Genomic DNA, 22,402 nt, shown 5'->3' with positions numbered 1-22,402 from the left:
TATGGAGCATCCGCTGATAGAAGCAAAATCACTTTATGCAGGATATTCAAAGACACCCGTTTTAAACGGTATTTCCTTTTCGGTTTTAAGGGGCGAAAGCCTTTGCGTTTTAGGTCCCAACGGCTGCGGAAAAACGACTCTCTTAAAAAGCCTTGCAGGTCTTATAGATTATTCGGGAGAAATTCTTTTAGACGGTAAAAATCTAAAAGATATAAAGCATAAGGATATAGCCAAAAAAATCGCTCTTTTAAGCCAAGTCTCTTCAATATATTTTTCATATTCCGTTTACGATACGGTTATGATGGGACGCTATGCCCGTCTTGAAAACTCGTCTTTCCGTTCTTTTTCAAAAAACGACAGGGCCTATGTAGAAAAATGTTTAAGGGCTGTAGACGTTTGGAGCTTGCGCGAAAAGAAAATAGATGAACTTTCAGGCGGTCAGCTTCAGCGGGTTTATCTTGCCCGAACCCTTGCCCAAGAGCCCGGCCTCATTCTTTTGGATGAGCCTACAAATCATCTGGACTTAAAAAATCAAACCGAGCTGATTTATCTTTTAAAAGATATTTGCAAAACGGAAAACAAGACCGTCATCGGAGTCTTTCACGATATCAACCTGGCCCTTCAATTTGCCGATAAGCTCCTTTTTTTGAAGGACGGAAAGATAGCCTCATTCGGAAAAAAAGAAGATATTTTAACCGGAGAGATTTTACAATCCGTTTACGGAATGGATGTAGCCGGCTGGATGAAAGATTCTTTTAATTTATGGCTTACAGCTTTTTAGCTTACAGGCAAACGATTATCGGAAACTTGAAGCTAAATCTTTTTTTTATTTGCGGCTATTTGCTTTGTTGCTGTGTGGAAAAATGTACAAAAATATGCTATACTGGAACTCGGGAGGTATGATATGTTTTTTGCAGATTATGAAACCCACAAAAAAGAAAAAATTTCTCAGTCAATTCTTTGGGAGTATGATACAAAAGCTCCCGATTGGGATTGGAATATAATGGCAAAAACTGTTGTCGCCCGCGTCTTGGAATACGGCAGACCGGAGGATTATTATGCCATGTTTCAACTTTACGGCGGTTTTGAAAAGGTAAAAAATATTGTTGTACAAATTCCGTACCTTCCCCCAAAAGAATTGAACTGGTCTTGTTTGCTTTTTGATTTAAAAAAGGAAGATTTTTTATGCTGCAAAAGAACACTGTCGAGAAAACTGCATTTGAATTATTAAGAACACTCATGAAAGACTCTCAAATAGATCAATTCTTTTTAGTTGGCGGCACTTCCATTGCATTGAGGCTTGGACACAGGAAAAGTATTGATTTGGATTTATTTACTCAAAATGATATATCGGTACAAGACCTTAATAAACATTTATCAAAAGAATACGGATTTATTGAGAGGTATAAGGCTCATAATACATTAAAAGGCGAAATAAATGGTGTATTTATTGATTGTATCAAATATGATTACCCTTTACTAAAACCATTGTCTACAGAAGAAAATATACGGATAGCAAGTTTTGAAGATGTTATTGCCATGAAACTTTCGGCAATTACCGATAACGGTACTCGGTTGAAAGATTTTGTTGATATTTCGTTTTTATCAACAAAATATTCATTAGAGGCAATGCTGGACTTTTATCGATTGAAGTATAAAAATGTAAATATACTATCTGTTGTAAAAGCCTTATCTTATTTTGATGATATAGACTTTATGGATGAGCCGGTAAACTTAATAGCCGGAAAATTTAATTGGGAACATATTGAAAAACGCTTGCATGATATGATAAAAAATCCTCAAAAAATATACAAAACCTATCCTATATAAGTACAATTAAACTCACATGGTAAGTATATTAATTTCTATATTGTTTTTTTTTGTATTTTATAATATACTAAGAGCCTAAAACATAAATAATTTGGAGGCAAAAATGAACCCATTACAAAACACCGAACCTAAAGAAGTATTTAAATGGTTCTACGAGATCTCTCAGGTACCGAGAGGTTCCGGAAATGAAAAAGCTGTCAGCGATTTTCTTGTAAAATTTGCAAAAGATAGAAATCTTGAAGTACATCAAGATAAGGCTATGAACGTTATCATAAAGAAGAGCGGAACTGCAGGATATGAAAAATCTCCGACGGTTATTATTCAGGGACACATGGACATGGTCTGCGAAAAAGAGGCTTCTTCAAACCACGACTTTTTAAAAGACCCGATTAAATTCGTTGTAAAAGACGAAATGCTCTATGCAGATAAGACCACCCTCGGCGGAGACGACGGTATAGCCGTAGCCTACGCTCTTACCCTTCTCGATTCAAAGGATATTCCCCATCCGCCTCTTGAAGTCTTAATTACGACCGAAGAAGAAACCGGAATGGGAGGAGCGATGGCCCTTACCGATGAGCATCTTCAGGGAACACGGCTTTTAAATATCGACTCGGAAGAAGAAGGCGTATTTTTGGTAAGCTGTGCGGGAGGATCCAACATTCATGTCTTCTTCGATATAAAGAAAGAGGCCGCAAAGGGTAAATTCTTAAAAGTTACTGTCGGCGGTCTTCTCGGAGGGCACTCAGGTATCGAGATAAACAAGCAGAGGGCAAACTCAATCAAGCTCTTGGGCCGTGTTTTGTACAACATCAAACAAAACGAAAAAATCAATATTGTAGAAATTTCAGGCGGCTCAAAGCACAATGCAATTGCAAAGGATGCCTATGCAGTAATAGCCGTTGAAAATACGGATGCCGTTTTAAAGATTGTCGAAAAAATGGCGGCCGATTTTAAGGGCGAGTACAGGGCTGTGGATAAACTTTTAAGTCTTGCCGCCGCCGAAGCTCAAAATCCTTCCGGCCAAATGTTTACAAAAGAGCTCAGCCTAAACATTATAGACTTTATGGCCGGTATCCCCAACGGTGTTCAATACATGAGTATGGAGATCCCCGGGCTTGTTCAAACAAGTTTAAATAACGGCGTTTTGGAAGCAATCGACGGAAGAATCAAATTTACGACCTCTGTACGAAGCAGCGTAAAGAGTGCCCTTGATGAAATTGTAGATGTCCTTAGGATTCTCGCCGAACGCTGCGGAGCCGAATTCAAAAAAGCTTCGGAATATCCCGCTTGGGAATACAGCCCCGATTCACCCGTACGAGATGCGGCCGTTAATGTTTACAAAAAACTTAACGGAAAGGAACCGGTTATTACGGCAATACACGCAGGGCTTGAATGCGGCCTTTTAAAGAAGACCCTCCCCAATGTTGACGCTGTCAGCTTCGGTCCCAATCTGCATGACGTGCACACGCCTAATGAACACATGGAAATCGCCTCTGTAGAACGTGTATGGAAGTTCTTATTGGCATATCTTGCCGAATTAAAGAACTAGAAATAAGGAACAAAAGTTGAGGTCCGGTTTACCGGGCCTTATTAAAAACTAAAAAGGGGCATGAAGTCATGCCCCTTATGGGAGTTGTGCTTTGAACCGCCTAAGGGCGGATGCTCACATCTCCCTCCTAATTTAATTGTATCATAACTATTGTAATTGTCAAGTGAAATAACCGTAAAAATCTAAATTTTCTTTTCGTCAAAACTCTTGTATGATATGTAAAGAAGATTAAAAAGCGTTCCCAGCAATAGGATAAAGGCCCATGTGCGGGCATGGATAAAAGGATTTTTTATGGGTAAAAAAAGATCCGATAGTACAGAGCTCAAATTTGTTACAACATCCCATGAATTCCAGCGTAAAAATCTTCCTAGATAGATGCCGAAGGCTGAAATATAGATTACAAGAACAGAAAAAAATTGCGGAAACCTTAACTTAAAAAGAGCCTTAATCTTTGTCTCGATAAAGTCTAAACTTACAAAGCCGTAAAAAAGTCCTGTAAAGCTATATGAAAATAAAAGAATTAAATCATACCATCTCATAGATGAGGCTGCCGTTTTTAAGTGTATAAAATCGGTTACTATATAAAGGGCATTAGGAAAAAAAATAAGCCATACCGGCAAAAAAATAAGAAAAATTACTTTTTTGTTATTTTTTGACAGGTATAATATTGAAGAAACAAACCAAGGGACAAAGGCTAAAAACAAATTCCAAACCAAGAAAAGTAAAAAATAATTTTCTGCAATAAAAATTCTGCAAACAGATAAAAATATGCAAAAAAAAGATAAGAACATTAGAGCAAAGGTGCTTTTTATTTTGAATATATTTTTAAAGTAATGGCTCATTTATTCTCCAACAATTAGGATAAAGGCGGTCTTTTTTGCATTGAAAAGACCGCCTGATTTTTTTATTTTAGATTTTCATAGATCCGCATTAAATTCGTTTTCATGCGTTCAAGATAGCTCTTGTTATCCTCGGGGCTTTCGATTGTATAAATCTTTTCAACCTTGGCCCCAAGCTCGGCAGCAAGGGTTTTTGAAACAAGGGGGCTTGCCGCTTCTTCAGTAAAGATAACCCTTACCTTATGCTCTCTGCAATAGTCTACCAGTTTTGCAAGCTCTTTCGGATTAGGCTTGTTTTCATTAAAGATATCCGTGACCGAATTTTGCTCCAAGCTAAAGTCTCTGCAAAGATAGCCGAAGGCTGCGTGCCCCGTTACAAAGTGTTTGTTTTTAAGCTTAGAAAATTTTTCTATATATTCTTTTAAAAGGGTATCTAGGCCGTAAATATATTTACTTGCATTTTCATGATAGCTTTTTGCATTTGCCGGATCTGCCGCTGCAAGAGTATTTTCGATATTTTTAACCATAATTTTTGCCGAAGATAGGCTGAGCCACGTATGAGGATCGAATTCTCCGTGGTGGCAGTGCTCATGCCCCTTGCCGTGTTCGTGCTCTCCTGCACAAGCTTCACAGTCGCAATCTTCGCCGTGTTCATCATGGTGGTGGTGACCGGATTTTATCGGTTCAATTCCTGCGCTTGCTTCTACCATAATCAGCTTTCCGTTGTTGACGGCTTTTAAAGCATCTTCAAGCCAAAATTCCATGCCTAAGCCGTTGTATACCAAGATGTCGGCCTTTGACAAGAAGGCAAGGTCCTTGGCCTTAGGTTCAAAATCATGAGACTCCATTCCGGGCGGGATGATAACCGAAATATTAACCTTATCCCCTGCAACAGCCTGAGTAAGCTCCTTCATTGCATCGAAGGTAACGGCAACATTCTTTTTTCCATTATCGGGCATTTCTTTGGCTCCCATCGCAAAAACATTTATCGATGAAAGGATAGCAATAAATAAACATGTTTTTAATACAGACTTCATATAAACTCCATAGGTAATTTTTTAAGACGGAATAGAATATAATACCGTGCCTAAATTAAGTCAAGAATTAAAATTAAATTTTTAAGGTTGAAGGCCGGGAACCAAGTACTTTTCGGGGATTTTAACAGGCCGTCCTGTGCTGTCGACACAGGCCCAGGTTACCTTTGCTTCTGCACAAACCTTTCCTTCTTCATTCTTTACTACCTGTAAAAAAGTCCCCGACACCTTACCTAAATCCATATGGGTAACCTCAATGGCCAGTTTATCGTAAAGTTTGGCAGAGTGCTTGTATTTAATATCTATGTGTGATACATAGAGCATGTAGCCTTCTTCAATCATCCCTACATAGTCAAAGCCTATTTTTTTTAAAAACTGCATTCTGGCATATTCCAGATAGTTTAGGTAAACTGCATTGTTTACATGATTATAAGCATCAAGCTCGTAGCTTCTTACTTCAACATAAAACGTATGTGTCACAATCTTCCCTTCCTATAAAAACTTTTTAATTCAGTCTTCCGATTTCGTTTGCTTCGTGCATTTTTTCAAGGTCTGCCATTACCTGATCGACTACGGCTTGTTTTTTATCTATTCCTGTAAGTTCTGCATGTTCGGCCTTGACCCTTTCTCTATATTCTTGACAGTTTATGATAGGGCTGGCATCAAAGATGAGTCTATCTTTATGGATAGTATCTTCTGTCATATCTCCGGAATCGGAAATGCGCAGACAGTTTCCATTTGCCGATATCAGGAGCATTATATCGGACATCTTAATATAAGAATCTATTTCTTTTACCCCCTTCTTTGTTTCGGGATTTCCGGGGCGGTATCTTGTGCCTGCAGGATATACAAGAATTACCCGGCCTTCTTCTTTTGCTTTTTCGAGAGCCCGCATTGAAGCGAGGTTTATCATCTTGCTCCTCTTTAATTCTTCTGCCAAAACTTCCGGGTCCTTAATTGATTTGATATATCGGCTGGGATAGATATAAATGCGGTCATAGGCACTTGCAAAGGCTGCAACATAGGGATTATCTTCTCCAAGTTTTAAGCCGGCCATTGCGATGCACTTTTCTGCCAGTTCAGTTCCTTTGGGGCCTGTTTTTTTCATCAGATGCATAAAAGCAGGGTAATCCATATTACTGTAGTGTTCTGCAAGGATTATTCCCTTTTTACCCTTGTTTACCTCATCCAAAAATTCTTCCAGATGTTCCGGATGCCTAAATTCCGAATTCTCAAGGGCGAGATCGTCTACCATCTCATCAAGAATTTTAGAAAGAGCGGGATTACCTTTTTGTAATACGTTTTCTGGTGTAACTGCAGGATTTTTCATAGTATGTTTTGCAATTTCCGGTAAAAGGTCTTTAACATATTCCATTAAAGTCTGCTGCATTTTGAACCTCCATAAAGTTTTTTTAGAATTTAAAATAAACCGTCAAAATAATCTTTGTATTTTTGGTACGAAGCCTTATCGACAGTCAAACTTACTACAGTATATTTTGAATTTTCTCTTTTTATTATCAATTTAATATCGTGCTTTATGCTCTTTGTTTCAAGATCATAGACGTTGTTTATGACCTTAAATTTCTTGCTTGAACCGCTGAGTTCCGTATCTTTTGCAAGTACCTTGGACAGCTTACCTGAAGACGAAAAGTATTTTATTAAAAAATCCGTCTCCCTGCCTTTTGCTCCGGGTATAGTTTTTAAGTCTATTGTGTTTACATTTAAAAAGGCCTCATTTCCCATAAAAAAAGTATTGTCTGCTATCTGCGTCCATTGGCTGTCTAAAGAAAGCTTAACCCCGTCAACGCTTCTTTCCTCTTTTTTTGCCTTAGGGTTTAAAACGAATTTGGTCTCAAGCTGTTTAGTTTCTTCTTTGGGGGTAAACTCAAAAAAAGTTTTTTCGTCCCCGGTTTTTCCCATTTCTACCAGCTCAAAGGCTTTGTTCTTATCGGAATCTAAAATTTCTTTTACATGAAAGAGTGGAATGTAAGAGTGGAGTTTTACCTCGCTTTCGCCTCCGAATTGTTCTTCATTTACCGTTTTGGAGCCCGTTTTTATTACAAGGCTTTCAATCAGGTTTTGAGACTTCCACGAATATAGTTTTGGGAGCATTCCCATAAGATAGTTTACGGCATAGGTGTAGGCAGGATCCGTGTTGATACCCGAAATGTTGTTTTGGCCTGTGATTACGAATTCCCCATCCAAAATTTCTCCGCTAAAAAGAACCTTTGCAAAGACCTTCCCGTTTGAGGTGCACAAGAAGCTTCCTATCTCATTGTCATTGTAATATAAAAAACCTGCCCAAGTGCCTTCTTTCCATGAAAGGTCTTGGTATATAACGTAATCACCCGATTCCGTACCCTCCCATGCTGACTTTTCTTCAGCTGCAAGCCGAAAACCGGCTGCCGTCAGGAGGAAAAAAAGTAAAAAGCTTAAACTTAAAATCTTTTTCATCTTAAAAAGCCTCTAGCTTAATTTTGCAAGTTCTTCTTTTACGTTTTTTTCCACCAAATCCATCACTTCATCTTTATTGACCAAGCTGTTTTCGGAACTGCTTCTCAGTTTAAATTCGATATTGGGAAGATTTTTTTCGCCGACTACGAGCCTTATAGGAATGCCTATGAGATCCATATCCTTAAATTTAACGCCGGTTCTTTCTTTTCGGTCATCCAAGAGAACTTCAATTCCTCTTCTTTTGCACTCGTCATAGAGGCGGTCGGCTTCTTTTTGCATTTCGCCCTCGTATTTTATGGGAACTATGGCAACCTGAAAGGGGGCGACGCTCATAGGCCAGATTATTCCGTCCTCATCGTGGTGTTCTTCGACGATTGAAGCCGTAAGGCGGTCAAGCCCTATGCCGTAGCAGCCCATCGAGGGATGCTGCTGTTTTCCGTTTTCATCGAGGTAGGTCATATTCATCGACTTGGTGTACTTATAGCCCAGCTTAAAGATGTGGCCGAGTTCATTGCCTTTTTTAGTGTAAAGAGGAGTGCCGCAAACGGAGCACTTATCTCCTTCTCTTACCGTGCGGAGGTCAAAGACATGGGCAGGGGTAAAATCTCTTGAAGGCTCCACATGAATAAGGTGTTTGTCTTTTTTTAAGGCTCCGGTTACTGCATCGTGCATGAGCATAACGCTTTCATCGGCAATTACGGGAATGTTTTTTAAGCCTACGGGGCCTGCAAAGCCTACAACCGTTCCTGTCGCTTCTTCGACTTCGGCATCGCTTGCAAGGATTGCTTCCGAGGCTTTAAGGGAGAATTTTAACTTTGCTTCGTTTACTTCCAAATCGCCCCTTATGCAGACTGCTGCCAGGTGAGTTTCTTCATCGCTCTCTTTCGCTCTTTTTTTACTATTTTCTGCATTACCGAGTACTTCGGAATTTTCTATGCGGTAAATCAAGGTTTTTATAAAAGAAGAGCTTTCCGTTTTTAAAAAGGCCGTAAGTTCTTCTATCGTTTTTATGTTTGGTGTGTCGATTTCTTCTATATTACTTGCAGAAGCCGAACCTTGCTCCTTATCGGGTGCGCAGGCAGCCTTTTCTTCATTTGCTGCATAACCGCAAGAAGGGCAGAGAAGGAGGGTGTCGTCTCCTACGGAAGACTCTACCATAAATTCCTGCGAGCCGCTTCCTCCCATCGCCCCCGAATCGGCTTTAACTCCTATTACCGTAAGGCCGCAGCGCTTAAAAATCTTTACATAGGCTTTTTCAAAGCTGAGATAGGCTTCATCTAAGCTTTCGTCATTTGTATGGAAAGAATAAGCATCCTTCATTGTAAATTCGCGGGTTCTCATAAGCCCGTAGCGGGGCCTGATCTCGTCGCGGTATTTTGTGTTAATCTGATAGGTTAAGACCGGATAGTTTTTGTAAGATGATAATTCGTTCTTTAAAAGAGCCGTGAAGGCTTCTTCGGCCGTGGGGCTTACTACCAACTCTTGGTTTAAGCGGTTTTTAATGCGCAAAAGTTCAGGCCCCATAGAATCCCATCTTCCCGATTCCTGCCAAATTTCGCCCGGAACGATTACGGGAGGCTTAAATTCGAGACAGCCTATTGCATCCATTTCTTCCCTGATAATTTTTTCGACCTTTCTAAAGGCCTTTAAGCCGAGGGGTAGATAGGCAAAAAGCCCGTTTGCCAAATTTCTTATCATTCCTGCCCTCAAAAGCAGCTTATGGCTTTCAACAACAGCCTCATTCGGGATTTCTCTCAAGGTAGGCATATACATCTGCGTCATCTTCATAATTACTTCTCCAAAAAAATTATTGTACCGCTTTTGCTTAAAAAAATCTATAGGATAAAATTTAAGATGTTTTTTTTAATTTTACTTTATACTGCATAAAAAATATACAATAATAATGGAGGCATAAATTAATATGGAACAGGAAATTTTAAATCCCAAAACGGATTGGGTATTCAAATTAATGTTTTCAAAAGGAGAACAGGGCAACAAGGCTCTTATAAGTTTTTTAAATGCTTTTTTGGAAGATTCTTACGGTAAAATCAAAAAAGCGGATATTTTAAATACAGAACTTATTAGGGATGCTCCGAATGGAGAAACCTATCATCTTGATTTTTTGATTAAAACCGATTCAGGTCTCATTATCAACCTTGAGATGCAGCAATTTTGGAAAAGCAACTATCCAAGGCGTAACCAAATGTATCTTTTACGTTTGGCTTCTCGTTTTTTGAAGTTGGAATCTAAAAAGGATGATCCTTTATATGCTATAAGTATTTCGGTTTTTGGATGTAATGTGCCTAAAAATGCGAAACTGGCAAAAATGTCTGAAAATTCCGTTATTCAGTATCTTTACATTGAATTAAATGACTTAATAGGTTATACTATACGAAAGAAACTGGAAAAATACACACTAAAAGATTTTTGGATAAGATTTTTGGCTAATTATGAAGACGATAAAAAGAGCGGAATGTTGGAAAAACTATGTAATTTAGAGGAGGGTATAAGAATGGCAGAGGAAACACTCCTGATGGTAACAGAAGAAGAAAGACAAATCGCTAGAGAACTATCTCGAGAAAAGTATCAAATGCTTTTAGAAGCGGAAAGAGCTGACGCAAGAAGAGAGGGCTTAGCCGAAGGCCGTGCAGAGGGGTTTGAACAGGGAATTCAACGAGGAATTGAACAAGGAATTCAACAAGGAATTGAGCGGGGCATGCTGCAGGGCAAAAAAGAAGGTTTTGCTGACGGTGCATATCAAAAAATACTTGAGATGGCTAAACTAATGAAGATGTTTAAATATCCTTTTACAGAGATCAGTAAAATCACAGGCCTGAATATAGAAGAAATAGATAATTTATAAAAAACGGGTCTTTCAAAACTATAGCACAAAATACAAAAAAGTGATATAATCCGCTGCCTATAGCCCTTTGTTTAGGCGGTTAGCTAATATAGAAATTATCAGGAGTTTTCATGTCAGTTCTTTTTTACGCAGAATCGGTTTTAAGTTTTGTATTTTCAATCTTGTTAATTATAAAAAACGGCTCAGGCCTTGCCGGTGCGGCTTTGGCCTTGGGTTCGGCTTATTCTCTTTGGAAAGCTTTTTCTACCTTTTCTTTTTTTAAGAAAAAGACTGTAAGTACTATGCTTATAATGCGTAAAACTATGGAATATGTGCCCTATATTTTTATGGCCTGCTTTATTATGTCCAGGGCTTCTCAAAGCGGAGAGGATAGGTCTACTCTTGATGCTGTCTTAGCCCTTTATTGGATTGTATTAGTTATTTACAACAGAATTCTTTTGTTTAGATTAAAGGATAAAAGGCTTTCTAAGTATTTTCCTGAATTACCTGAGATACCTAAAAAAAAGCGCTCTTTTATTTCGGAAATTTTAGATTGGGCTGATGCAATATTGCAGGCTGCCTGTATAGTCCTACTTTTTAGCGTTTTTGTTTTGCAGCTCTATGTTATTCCTTCAGAATCCATGGTGCAGCAGTTTATGATAGGAGACAGGGTTGCAGGTTTTAAGGCCGCTTCGGGCCCTACTTTTCCTCTTTCATCGTTCCGTTTTCCCCAAATTTATAATTATAAGAGGGGAGACGTGGTTATAATCCGCAATCCTCATTATGAGAATGACCCGAATAACGAGCTTAAATTTTTTACTTCCCAGCTGGTTCAATACTTAACCCTTACTATGGTAAATATCAACAAGGATGAAAGCGGAAGAATAAAGGCCGATCCCTTGGTTAAAAGAATCGTAGGTGTGGGCGGAGAAAAACTTATGCTTGTAGACGGAGTGCTCTACATAAAGAAAGCCGGCGAAAAGGATTTTAAGGCCTTTGATGAAAGTACCTACGCCGTTTGGGATCTATCCAAACTTCCGCAGTCAAGTTTAAAATATGTAAAAGACGTAAAAATGAATACCCAAGACCTAAACAGGCTTCAATCTGTGGAAGCTTGGAGAGCAAGGGTAAATTTCGATGAGGCAGAAGCTGAGGCTCTTACCCTTGTTAAAAAGATGAAGGAAATAAAGTCTAAACCCGATAAGATTTTTTCGGCTAAAGACTTTTTGAGCAAGGCTCAATATCTTGTTACTCAAATGGCCCGCGATAACGAGGCAATAGCCTCAAAGATTTTGACTACCGACGGCGGACTTACCTGGTTTGAAAACTTTTTAACCTCATGGAAAAAATCTGCCGAAAAAAATTCCCACAATTTATACGAGATGAGAAATGCCCGGCTCAATGTTCTTGTAAAATTGACCTTTGGAAGGCTTCTTGTAAGGAACGCGGAACTTTATAAGGCCAATGTGAGCGAGGCTGCCTTTTCTTCGGATGCGGAGCGTCAAGCTATTATAAACGAGCTTGGTGAGTACCTGTATTATTTGGCCCTCTCATCTCAAAGAAACATGGATGAATTTCCTAAGGGGGAAGAAGAGTACATCCCTGAAAATTGCTATTTTATGATGGGAGATAACCGATTTAATTCCACGGACATGAGGCACGAGTATCAATACCACTTGGAAGCTTTGAATAAAGATGATCCCATGTCGATGATGTTTGTAACAAATGTGGCCCCCCGCTATATTCATTCTTCGAGAATGTTGGGAACCGTAAACCTGATTCTTTTTCCCAGAGCCCGTTTCGGTTTGGTAAAATAAATTTAGTTTAAGTAAAAAGCCGCATAATTTATGCGGCTTTTTTTCAAAGTTTCAATTCGTGCTGCTCTGTTTAGCCTTTTACTTTTAGTTCACGTGCAAGTTCTTTTTCGTCAGCCCATTCGGAACGGGCTTTGAAAACCTCGCTTCCGTCCTTGGCCCTCACTATGGAGTGAATACAGACGTTTTTAGAAAGGCTTGATCTGCATATAAGCTCTTCACCATACATGGCAGACGAAATGAAGTTGGTATCAAGGGTTTTTAATAGTTTTCCCTTGCAAAAGTCCGCATCCATGTATGAAAGAATCCACCTTATATAGTTCAAATTGTTTACATGGGAATTCATATCTATATCCAAGAGGGTGGGGCAGAAATTTTCTTCGATATCCCATTTTTCGGGTATGGCAATCTTTGCAAATACCTTACCTTCAAGATGTTCATCATTGAAACTTAAATTTCGCATAGTTTTTTCGTCAGGCTTTACAGGCTGTCCCGTTTCAGCGTTCAATATTACCCAACATGAGCTTGCCCTAAAAATAGGCTTTTTAAGCTCTTTAAATTCTTCTTCGATGGATAAGTTCTTTTCTCTCCCTTCTTCAATACGGAATTTTTCTTCAAAGGCCTCATCAATGGAAGTTTTTTTTCCGTTTTTGGCATAAAAGAAGGCACAGTCCCTAAAGCAAAAAAAGCCCTTAGACGGCTGTGCCCAAGTCTGAACGATTAGATCATCCATCCAAAGGGGATATTCGGCAATTTCAAAATGTTGTTTTGTTATAACCCAGGTCATTCCCATTCTTTGTAAGTGAGGGATGGAAAGCCCCGTTGTACTGTAATGCCCTGCTGCCAATTCCTGAACTAAAAGAGCAAATTCCATGGGTGTAGCCCTGCATTTTCCGTCTATGTTTCCTGTTAGGATCTTATGACGGATGGTGTATTTATTGTCTATAATCATAGGCCGGATTATAGCAGTTTTTTAAAATTGTTTCTAGGGAAGAGCTTTAACCCTATATAGACATATTTTATAAAATATAATATACTCACACTCAATTATATTTTAGGAGGTGCGTATTTATGAGATCTTTTTCTAAATTTGCACAAGTAGTTTTTTTTGGGCTTCTTATTGTGTCGGCTGTTTTTGTTGTAAGCTGCGGCGGAAACGGAAATGCAGTTCTTAACAAGGATAAGCCTCTGGTATTTTTTAACAGACAGCCTTCAGATCCGACAACGGGAAAAATCGATATGACTTCTATGAATTGGAACGACAAGACCTATTATGTAGGTTTTGATGCCGCAGGCGGCGGTGCGGTTCAGGGAAAACTTATCACCGATTTTCTTGCTTCGGCAGATGCTTCACTTGACAGAAATGAAGACGGCATCATCGGTTATGTTCTTTGTATCGGCGATGTAGGACACAACGATTCAAAGGCCAGAACTGAAGGAATCAGAAAGGCTTTGGGAACTTGGGCCGGTTCCACCGATCCCGGTAAAACAAAGCAGGGTTCCGTAACAATCGCAGGTAAAACCTTTGATGTTATCGAGCTTGAAGGAAAGGCCATGACAGGAACAGACGGTTCTACATGGAATGCCAATGCTGCAACAGAAGCCATGGGCGGATGGGCAACAAAATTTGCCGATCAGATCGATATGGTTGTTTCAAACAATGACGGTATGGCAATGGGCTGTTTACAGGCTTCAAACTATCCTGCAGGTGTTCCGATTTTCGGCTATGATGCAAACGCAGATGCTATCGAAGCTGTAGGCAAGGGCCTTCTTACAGGAACAGTTTCTCAGAACGTTGATGCTCAGGCAACTGCAACCTTACAGGTTTTGCGCAACTTGCTCGACGGTTTAAAGGGAACTGATGTATACACAAAGGGTATTACGGCTGCAGACTCTTACGGCAATAAAATTTCGGCTCCCGTTCAGTACTGGGCTGATGTAAAGGCTGTTATGGCTGCCAACTCAGGTGTTACAAAGGCTAACTACAAGAACTACCTCGGCGGAACACGCGATGCCGGAATCAAGCAGACAAATGCTCCCAAAAAGAAGGTTCTTTTAACGATTTATAACTCAGGCGATAATTTCCTTTCTTCTTCATACTTGCCTGCATTAAAATACTATGCTCCCCTTTTGAACATTGAATTGACAATCGTTCAAGGTGACGGACAAAACGAATCAAGCTGTTTGGATAAATTTACAAACTTGAACAACTTTGATGCCTTTGCCGTAAACATGGTAAAAACGAACTCAGGTTCAAATTACACCGACAAGTTAAAGTATTAATGAGTCTTAAATTTAAGACTGCCGTTAATCTTTGATGGTTTTAAGGCAGGGGAATTTTTCTCCTGCCTTAAAATTAAATAAGAGGCTTTTAAAAGGAGTTGAGATCTTTGGGATGAGTGATGTAGTTCTTGGAATAAAAAACCTTTCAAAATCTTTCGGAAAAAATAAGGTTTTGGACGGTATTAACTTAACCGTAAAACCGGGCTCCGTAATGGGACTTATGGGAGAAAACGGAGCAGGAAAATCCACCATGATGAAGTGCCTTTTCGGTATATATACACGGGATGAGGGTACCATTTCTTTATTAAATAAATCAATCGAATTTAAAAATCCTAAAGAAGCTCTTGAAAGCGGAGTAGCTATGGTTCATCAAGAGCTTAATCTTTGTCTTGACAGAACCGTTACCGACAATTTATTTTTAGGCCGTTATCCGACCAACTTAGGTGTTGTTGACGAAATAAAAATGTTTGAATCTGCAAGTTCTCTTTTTTCTTCGCTCAATATGAATGTCAATCCCAAAACAATAATGCGCACCATGTCCGTTTCGCAGCGGCAGATGGTTGAAATAGCAAAGGCTGTTTCCTATGATGCAAAGCTCATCGTATTGGATGAGCCTACCTCTTCTTTAACCGAAAGGGAAGTAAAAAAACTTTTTTCGATAATTAGAGCCTTGCAAAAAAAAGGCGTTTCATTTATTTATATTTCGCATAAGATGGATGAGGTTTTTGAGGTTTGCGATGAGGTTGCCGTTTTAAGGGACGGCAAGATGATTCTTTCAAAACCCATAGCTGAAACCGATATGAACGAAATTATTGCGGCCATGGTCGGCCGCTCTCTGGATAAGCGTTTTCCCGATGTGGATAATGTTCCCGGAGAAGACTTTTTAAAAATAGAAAACTTAAAAACAAAATATGCTCCCGTTTTGGAAGATATTTCCTTTACCGTAAGGAAGGGAGAAATCTTAGGCCTCTACGGGCTTGTAGGAGCCGGAAGGAGCGAGCTTTTGGAAGCCCTCTTCGGAATCCGCACCATAGAGTCGGGAAGCATAAGTATTAACGATAAATATCTTAATTTTAAAAGCAGTAAAGAGGCTATGGCTTACGGCTTTGCCCTTTTGACAGAGGAACGAAAATTAAACGGAATGTTCGGCAAGGACACAATTGAATTTAACACGGTAATTACCAATTTGAATAGCTATAAAACTATGGGTGTCTTGTCAAACCGCAAAATGCGTGAAGCCGCAAACAGGGAAATAGACACCATGAGGACACGCTGTCTTTCGGCCGATCAGGGTATTTCGGCCTTGAGCGGAGGCAATCAGCAAAAGGTCATCATCGGAAAATGGCTTGAGCGCTCTCCCGATGTATTTTTGATGGATGAGCCTACCCGCGGTATAGATGTAGGGGCCAAGTACGAAATATATCAGCTTATTATCAAGATGGCCAAAGAGGGTAAAACCATAATCGTCGTTTCGAGCGAGATGCCCGAAATTTTAGGGATCACAAACCGCATCGCCGTTATGTCCAACCGCCGCCTTGCAGGTATCGTAAACACCAGGGAAACCGATCAAGAAACCCTGCTCAGGCTTTCGGCTAAGTATTTGTAGGAACTATTTTAAGGAGTATGTTGTATGGAAAATAAAAACAATGAAAAGGTAGATTTAATCGATTTTAGTTTTTTTAACGAAGACAAAAAACTTGCCGAGTACGGCAAGGCCCTTCATGAGCTCCGCAAGGACGGGGTCGATAAGATAGCTTCTTTAAAAAATCATATTTATGCCCTTAAAAAGAACCGCCTGATAGACGATGAGGTAAAGGCTTCTTCTATTGAAGAATATAAAAAAGAAATTGAAGAAGCAAAGAAGACAGCTCTTGAAAACAAGGATGCTGAAAAGAAACTTGCAGCCGAGGCAGTAGCCTATTCGAATAAGCTTTTTAACGATAATATAAAGGATTTTATAAAATCGGAAAATCAAAAGCAGGAGAAGTACAAGGCTGAGTATGAAACTCAAGCCGCTTCAATTATGCAGGAAAATGAACTTGCAAAAAAAGAGGTGCATGAGGAGTTTGAAAAAACAAAGGACACTGCCGAGCTTAACCGAAAGCTCAATGTTCTAAAGTTTCAGCTTAACTCTTCCTTGGCTGAGGCAAAAAATAAATACAGGGATGCCCTTGCCGCCTCTAAGGAAGCAAAAAATCAAGCCTACATAGACCATGTTCAAAAAAATATTTCTTTAAGAAACGGAAGAACAAATCTTAAAGAAAACATGGTTTTAAATTTTAAAGATTATGTTTATAAGTTTAAGCTCTCAAGCTTTTTGTTGAGCAACGGTCTTTATCTTGCAATTTTGGTTTTCTTTATTGTCTGTATAATTGTGGCTCCCATATCGGGAAACGGAAACCTGCTGTCCCTTCCCAATATTTTTACGATTTTGGAACAGGCTTCGACAAGAATGTTTTACGCCCTAGGCGTTGCAGGGCTTATCCTTTTGGCGGGTACCGACTTGAGTATAGGAAGAATGGTTGCCCTCGGCTCTGTTATTACGGGATTGATTTTACATCCGGGACTTAACATAGTAACCTTTTTCGGCCTCGGCCCTTGGGATTTTACGGCCATGCCTATGGTTTGGCGCCTCATTCTTTCGCTCGGTCTTTCAATCTTGTTTTGCGTTTTATTTAGTGCCTTTGCAGGCGTCTTTTCTGCCCGCCTTAAAATACACCCCTTTATTTCGACCCTTGCAACCCAGCTCATTATCTACGGTCTTTTGTTTTTCGGCACGAGCGGAACCCCTGTCGGCTCAATCGATAACGAGGTAAAGGATTTACTCGGTGGTAGGTGGATTTTGGGCATTGTAAATAACGAGATGATTACCTTGCCTAAGCTTATAATCCCTGCCTTGGTTGCGATTGTAATTGCGTGGTTTATTTGGAATAAGACCGTCTTCGGAAAAAATATGTATGCAGTAGGCGGAAATGCCGAAGCTGCTGCCGTAAGCGGAATAAGCGTTTTTAGGGTTACCATGGGAGTCTTTATTATGGCAGGTGTCTTTTACGGTGTAGGCTCCTTCCTTGAAGCCTTTAGAGCCAATGCAAGTGCAGGAACGGGACAGGGCTATGAACTTGATGCCATTGCTGCCTGCGTTGTAGGAGGCATCTCCTTTAACGGAGGTATAGGAAAGATAAGCGGTGCCGTAATAGGCGTTATCATCTTTACAAGTTTAACCTACTGTTTAACCTTTTTAGGAATAGACACCAACTTGCAGTTTGTGTTTAAGGGTTTTATCATCATTGCGGCTGTTGCCTTAGACAGCGTAAAATACCTAAAGAAAAAATAAGTCTTAGGAGATTTAAATGATCAGCGATAAAAACAATTGCGATAAAAGTGCTTACGATAAAAATGCGATTAAGGATGCCGTAAAAGAACATTACGAAAATTTGGCAAGGGAAAATCTTGCGGTAAACGGAGAAGCCGAAAAGATAACTGCCTCAATAGGCTATGCCGCTAAAGATCTGGCAGGAATCCCTAAGGAGGCAGACTTAGGGCTCGGCTGCGGGAATCCTCAAGAGGCGGCCAAGCCTCGCCTAAACGAAAGCGTTCTTGACCTAGGCTGCGGACGGGGGCTTGACTGCTTTATAGCATCAAAGGCAGTGGGTAAAAACGGAAAGGTCTTCGGGCTTGACGGCTCCGAAACCATGATAAGACGGGCCTCGGAAATCGCCGTAAAAAACGGCTTTACCAACTGCGAATTTATTTTGGGCGAGATTGAAAACATTCCTCTTCCCGATAATTCCTTAGACCTTATCATGAGTAATTGCGTAATAAACCTGTCTACGGATAAATACGGAGTTTATTCCGAGATTTACCGCTGCCTTCGCAAAGGCGGAAGAACAGCTGTTTCGGATATAACCTTAAAAAAAGCCCTGCCCCAAGAGTGGGTATCCGATCCCGATATGGTAAAAACCTGAGTGGGAGGAGCCTGGTCTGCGGAGCAGATCAAAACAGCCTTCGAAAAAATCGGCTTTAAAAATATCGACATAAGCTCAAAAGAGGTATCCGACGAGTATGCCAAAAAATGGGGCCACGGCTTGGAAATAAAAACCTACATCCAAAGCAGCCTCATCTATGCCGAGAAGTAGGAATCTTTAAAATTTACCCATTTATCGAAAACAAAAAAAGTATATAACAACATTGACAATAGTACTTAAAAGTGGTACTATAAATTGGTGAATGCAAAAAATAAAAAAACATTTGAGAATATATATAAAAAACCTATTCCGTCAGATATTTTTTGGACTGATATCGAGGGGCTGTTTATCTCATTGGGTGCGGAAATTTCTGAAGGAGCCGGATCTCGAATAAGGGTAAAATTGAATAATACACGGGCTGTTTTTCATAGACCCCACCCTGAAAAAGTTACAGATAAGGGAGCTGTTAATTCGGTTAGACGATTTTTAGAAAACGCAGGAGTAAAAAATGATTGAATATAAGGGATATATCGGAAAAATAGAATACGATCCGGAAGCAAAAATACTACATGGAGATGTTATAAATACTCGTGATGTTATTACATTTCAAGGTACAAGCGTAGCGGAAATAGAAAAAGCCTTTGTTGACTCGGTTGACGATTACCTCAACTGGTGCCGGGAAGAAAATGTAGAACCCGAGAAACCATATTCCGGAAAATTCAACATACGCATATCACCGGAACTTCATAAACGAATTGCAATCAATGCTAAAAGATTAAATCTTTCATTAAATAGTTTCGTTGAAAAAGCCTTACAACATGAATTAACAATGACTAGAATATAAATTACTATGCTCTCGGCATCCATGTAAGCATTATATATAAAATGAAGGAGGAGAAAACTTTGAACTTAACAGACGATATACAATTACAAGAATTAAAAAATGCCTTTATTTCTTTTTACGGGAATTCGGAAGAAAAAATTATTTTTGCGGCTTCACCTGCTCGCATAAATATAATAGGCGAACACATAGATTATAACGGAGGTCTTGTACTTCCTGCGTCGGTGAATTTATATTTAAGGATTGCCTTGCGTAAACGGCGGGATAAAAAAATAATTTACCGCTCGGTTAAATCGGAAAAAGTTTTTGAATTTGAGCTTGACGGAAATTTAGCCTTTGATGAAGAAAAAGATTATGCAAATTATTTAAACGGAATGTTTTTGTTTTTAAAAGAAAGGGGCTTAAAGGCCGACACCGGTTTTGAGCTTTTAATCACAAGCGACATTCCGCAAGGAAGCGGTATATCTTCTTCGGCTGCCTTGGAGCTTTGTTTCGGCAAAATTATTTCTCATGCCTTTGATTTTGAAATCAACGGAGTTGAGCTTGCTAAAACCGGCAGGCGTGTCGAAAATGAATTTTTAGGCCTTAAATCGGGAATTATGGATCAGTTTTCGATAGCTATGGGTAAAAAAAATCAGGCCCTGCTTTTAGACACTTCCTCACTGGAGTATGAGTACATTCCTCTCGAAACCGAGCCTTACCGAATTGTAATTATGAATTCAAATAAGCCGCGCAAATTGACGGAATCTAAATACAACGAAAGAAAGGAAGAATGCGAAAAAGCCCTTGCCTTTTTACAAAAAGAAAAAGATATAAATTTTTTGTGCGATCTAAGTGTTTCCGATTTTAAAAAATTGGAGCAAGGCTTGGCTTCCAATTTGGGAGAAAAATTTGCCCGCAGGGTAAGGCATTGCGTTACCGAGATGGACAGGGTAAGGCGGAGTGCCGAAGCCTTAAAAAATAAGGACTTAAAACTTTTAGGCGATTATCTAAACCAATCCCACCTTTCCTTAAAAGACGATTACGAGGTTACCGGAAAAGAACTGGATGCTCTTTTCTTTGCCGCCGTAAAAGAAAAAAGCTGTATCGGTGCAAGGATGACAGGTGCCGGCTTTTCGGGCTGTGCCATCGCCATTGTTCACAAGGACGGCTTTGAAGACTTTGCCGAAAGGGTCGGGAAGGAGTACACGGAACAAACCGGCTTTACCGCCTCATTTTTTGCCTGCCAAGCATCCGACGGAGTATCTGTTATTTCGGTGTAATTTTAACCGCAAAGCTCGGTGTCAAAATAATAAATCAGTCCTTGACGGCTGCCGCGGATAAAGTACTTCCACCATAAGACGAGATGAGGGCTTAAGGGCTCTCCTATTTTTTGAGTCTTGAGCATCCGTTCTTTTAGCTTCGATTCAAGGTCAAACGATTTTTTTATTGCTTCCCGAATAGAAAGGCCGTGTACATCAAAGGCCGTATTTAAAAAATCTTTAAAAAATGAAGGGTAGAGAATTTCATCTTCTTCTATCAAAATAGAATTTTCCAATAGCTTATCGAAGCTTTTGTTTTTAATTTTGTCTGTGCTTTTGTTTTGCGGAAATTTAAAAAAGTTCGGCGGATAATTATTTTGCTCAGCTATTGAAGGGTTTGTCTTTTCAAAAAAAAGATTTGTTTTGCTGTTTGCTTTTTCAAGGCGCAAAAAGATTTTTTGGACTGCCTCCATGCTTGCCTTGACTGCTTCCTCATAGCTTTCCGCAGAACTTAGGACATTGCCGCATTTTTCTACATTGTTTTTAGGGAACACGGCCTCATCATTTTCAAAGAGTCGTGGTAAAACATCTTTTACGTTTTTTGTGCTTTGAGCTTCTTCAAGCCCTTCTATTTTTTTTATTATTCCCGGCACCGAAATCCAAGCCCGTTCTGCACTAAACCGGGCGGCACCACCTATGGGAAGCTCATCTACGGGTTCGCCTAGGGCGATTTTGACGGCGGCCTTAGTTACATTAAAGCCCGAAGAATAGGGAACCGTCCAGCCTGACATGTAACCCCCTGAAAGGCGGGCCGCGATTTCGCCGACACAGGCAGTCCGTTTGCCGCCCTTTTGGGGATCGGCTTTTCGTAAAAAAATATCTCCCTTGGCAGCTCCGTTTGTAAGTCCCAAGGCTCTTATTCCCAGACAAAAAACTCTTATAAGCTCGTCACACTCTTCCTTGCCCTTAATCGACGGAATGGTATGTCCCATTTCGACAAAGTAGGGCGGGAAAAAAATATGCCTGTCTGCGAGGGCGTTTAAAAAAATCTCTCCGTTTACAACGAGGGCTTCAAGCGAAAACTCTTCACCGTCGATGAACTCCTCGGCGATGGCCTTTCCGCTCCGCGAAAAATTTACCGCATCTTCTAAGGCCGGTCTTAACTCCTCTTGGGAGTAAACCAAGCGGCAGCCGCGAGCTCCCATGTTGTCGGCAGGTTTTACCGTAATAGGAAAGGGAATGGCTTTTTGTTTTAAGATTTGAAGGGCTTCATCGATTTCGTTTTTAAAAATATGGGTAAACTTAGGGGAGGGAACTCCGTGCTTTTCAAAGCACTTCCTCATCAGGACCTTATCGCTTGCGCGGCGGGCTGCTTCCAAGCTGTGCCCGGGAAGAGAGCAGCTTTCTGCAAGAGCTGCAACCGATACCGAAAAGTCCGTAGCTGCGGTAAAGACTCCGTCCAGGCCGCTATCGGCCGGGTCGCCTTCTTCTTTTAACTTTTTTGCAAGGTCTATGAGGGAGGGAATGTCTTTTAAATCTATCGGAAAAAATTTGTCGGCCTCTTTTGCACAAACCGCATTCGGGTTTCCGTCGACGGCTATAACTTCACAGCCCAATTCTTTTGCTGCCCTTATTGCAGGCCCCTGCATTAGCCCTGCTCCTAAAATTAAAATGCGCTTTTTATTTTTTTTCATATTCAGCTTAAACTCA

Annotated in this window: 22 protein-coding genes; 14 read left to right on the top strand and 8 right to left on the bottom strand. The window is 40.1% G+C overall.

Annotation, left to right across the window (positions count from 1 at the left end):
- Position 1: 1 nt before the first annotated feature.
- From E4O04_RS11515 to E4O04_RS11500, 4 genes are all read left to right on the top strand, one after another.
- Entirely contained in the window at positions 2–781 is a 780-nt protein-coding gene (locus E4O04_RS11515; RefSeq protein ID WP_253687111.1) for an ABC transporter ATP-binding protein, read from the top strand.
- Between the two features lie 123 nt (positions 782–904).
- The gene (locus E4O04_RS11510) at positions 905–1,231 is read left to right on the top strand and encodes a DUF6922 domain-containing protein (RefSeq protein ID WP_253687113.1); all 327 of its coding nucleotides are present in this window, start codon (positions 905–907) and stop codon (positions 1,229–1,231) included.
- Positions 1,186–1,830, top strand: coding sequence for a nucleotidyl transferase AbiEii/AbiGii toxin family protein (locus E4O04_RS11505; protein WP_253687115.1), 645 nt, complete (start codon positions 1,186–1,188; stop codon positions 1,828–1,830). The genes E4O04_RS11510 and E4O04_RS11505 overlap by 46 nt, the downstream gene beginning before the upstream one ends.
- Positions 1,831–1,933: 103 nt before the next feature.
- A complete protein-coding gene (locus E4O04_RS11500) occupies positions 1,934–3,379 on the top strand; it encodes an aminoacyl-histidine dipeptidase (protein WP_253708136.1) in 1,446 nt (481 codons plus the stop codon).
- Between the two features lie 182 nt (positions 3,380–3,561).
- Here the strand turns inward: E4O04_RS11500 and E4O04_RS11495 are convergent, their stop codons facing one another.
- The 6 genes from E4O04_RS11495 to E4O04_RS11470 form a co-directional block, all read right to left on the bottom strand.
- Entirely contained in the window at positions 3,562–4,221 is a 660-nt protein-coding gene (locus tag E4O04_RS11495; RefSeq protein WP_253687118.1) for a DUF1361 domain-containing protein, read from the bottom strand.
- A gap of 62 nt (positions 4,222–4,283) precedes the next feature.
- Complete coding sequence (locus E4O04_RS11490) at positions 4,284–5,255, bottom strand: metal ABC transporter substrate-binding protein (protein ID WP_253708133.1); 972 nt, start codon at positions 5,253–5,255, stop codon at positions 4,284–4,286.
- Positions 5,256–5,336: 81 nt separating this feature from the next.
- On the bottom strand, positions 5,337–5,732 hold the full coding sequence (locus E4O04_RS11485; RefSeq protein WP_253687120.1) for an acyl-CoA thioesterase: 396 nt from the start codon (positions 5,730–5,732) through the stop codon (positions 5,337–5,339).
- Between the two features lie 25 nt (positions 5,733–5,757).
- On the bottom strand, positions 5,758–6,642 hold the full coding sequence (locus E4O04_RS11480) for a 1-acyl-sn-glycerol-3-phosphate acyltransferase (protein WP_253708130.1): 885 nt from the start codon (positions 6,640–6,642) through the stop codon (positions 5,758–5,760).
- Positions 6,643–6,671: 29 nt separating this feature from the next.
- Positions 6,672–7,706, bottom strand: coding sequence for a DUF7954 domain-containing protein (locus tag E4O04_RS11475; RefSeq protein WP_253687123.1), 1,035 nt, complete (start codon positions 7,704–7,706; stop codon positions 6,672–6,674).
- 12 nt (positions 7,707–7,718) lie between these two features.
- On the bottom strand, positions 7,719–9,494 hold the full coding sequence (locus E4O04_RS11470; protein ID WP_253708127.1) for a proline--tRNA ligase: 1,776 nt from the start codon (positions 9,492–9,494) through the stop codon (positions 7,719–7,721).
- Positions 9,495–9,627: 133 nt separating this feature from the next.
- Here E4O04_RS11470 and E4O04_RS11465 point away from each other — a divergent pair, with 133 nt between their 5' ends.
- Positions 9,628–10,569, top strand: coding sequence for a PD-(D/E)XK nuclease family transposase (locus E4O04_RS11465; RefSeq protein WP_253708124.1), 942 nt, complete (start codon positions 9,628–9,630; stop codon positions 10,567–10,569).
- A gap of 110 nt (positions 10,570–10,679) precedes the next feature.
- Positions 10,680–12,365 (top strand): S26 family signal peptidase, encoded by a 1,686-nt coding sequence (locus tag E4O04_RS11460; protein ID WP_253687128.1) that lies wholly within the window; start codon positions 10,680–10,682, stop codon positions 12,363–12,365.
- A 70-nt stretch (positions 12,366–12,435) separates the two neighbouring features.
- Here E4O04_RS11460 and E4O04_RS11455 read toward each other — a convergent pair whose 3' ends face one another.
- Positions 12,436–13,314 (bottom strand): acyl-[acyl-carrier-protein] thioesterase, encoded by an 879-nt coding sequence (locus tag E4O04_RS11455; RefSeq protein WP_253708120.1) that lies wholly within the window; start codon positions 13,312–13,314, stop codon positions 12,436–12,438.
- Between the two features lie 119 nt (positions 13,315–13,433).
- Here E4O04_RS11455 and E4O04_RS11450 point away from each other — a divergent pair, with 119 nt between their 5' ends.
- The 8 genes from E4O04_RS11450 to E4O04_RS11415 all read left to right on the top strand — a co-directional run bounded on the left by E4O04_RS11450 (position 13,434) and on the right by E4O04_RS11415 (position 20,713).
- Entirely contained in the window at positions 13,434–14,645 is a 1,212-nt protein-coding gene (locus E4O04_RS11450) for a substrate-binding domain-containing protein (RefSeq protein WP_253708117.1), read from the top strand.
- Positions 14,646–14,757: 112 nt separating this feature from the next.
- Complete coding sequence (locus E4O04_RS11445) at positions 14,758–16,251, top strand: sugar ABC transporter ATP-binding protein (protein ID WP_253708115.1); 1,494 nt, start codon at positions 14,758–14,760, stop codon at positions 16,249–16,251.
- Positions 16,252–16,275: 24 nt separating this feature from the next.
- Positions 16,276–17,979, top strand: coding sequence for an ABC transporter permease subunit (locus tag E4O04_RS11440; protein WP_253708113.1), 1,704 nt, complete (start codon positions 16,276–16,278; stop codon positions 17,977–17,979).
- A gap of 16 nt (positions 17,980–17,995) precedes the next feature.
- A complete protein-coding gene (locus E4O04_RS11435; RefSeq protein ID WP_253687137.1) occupies positions 17,996–18,610 on the top strand; it encodes a methyltransferase domain-containing protein in 615 nt (204 codons plus the stop codon).
- Entirely contained in the window at positions 18,611–18,781 is a 171-nt protein-coding gene (locus E4O04_RS11430; protein ID WP_253687138.1) for a methyltransferase, read from the top strand.
- Positions 18,782–18,868: 87 nt separating this feature from the next.
- Positions 18,869–19,126, top strand: a complete 258-nt coding sequence (locus E4O04_RS11425; protein ID WP_253708111.1) for a type II toxin-antitoxin system HicA family toxin — start codon at positions 18,869–18,871, stop codon at positions 19,124–19,126.
- The gene (locus E4O04_RS11420) at positions 19,119–19,454 is read left to right on the top strand and encodes a type II toxin-antitoxin system HicB family antitoxin (protein WP_253687140.1); all 336 of its coding nucleotides are present in this window, start codon (positions 19,119–19,121) and stop codon (positions 19,452–19,454) included. Before E4O04_RS11425 ends, E4O04_RS11420 begins: the two co-directional genes overlap by 8 nt.
- Before the next feature lie 59 nt (positions 19,455–19,513).
- Positions 19,514–20,713, top strand: a complete 1,200-nt coding sequence (locus E4O04_RS11415) for a galactokinase (RefSeq protein WP_253708109.1) — start codon at positions 19,514–19,516, stop codon at positions 20,711–20,713.
- A gap of 2 nt (positions 20,714–20,715) precedes the next feature.
- On the opposite strand, the gene E4O04_RS11410 is transcribed toward E4O04_RS11415, so the two are convergent.
- The gene (locus tag E4O04_RS11410; protein WP_253708107.1) at positions 20,716–22,386 is read right to left on the bottom strand and encodes an ATP-grasp domain-containing protein; all 1,671 of its coding nucleotides are present in this window, start codon (positions 22,384–22,386) and stop codon (positions 20,716–20,718) included.
- Positions 22,387–22,402 lie beyond the last annotated feature (16 nt).

Source organism: Treponema sp. OMZ 799 (assembly GCF_024181365.1).
Lineage (GTDB): Bacteria > Spirochaetota > Spirochaetia > Treponematales > Treponemataceae > Treponema_B.
The sequence above is the reverse complement of the archived record's forward strand: the minus strand, read 5'-3'. Positions and strand labels throughout refer to the sequence as shown.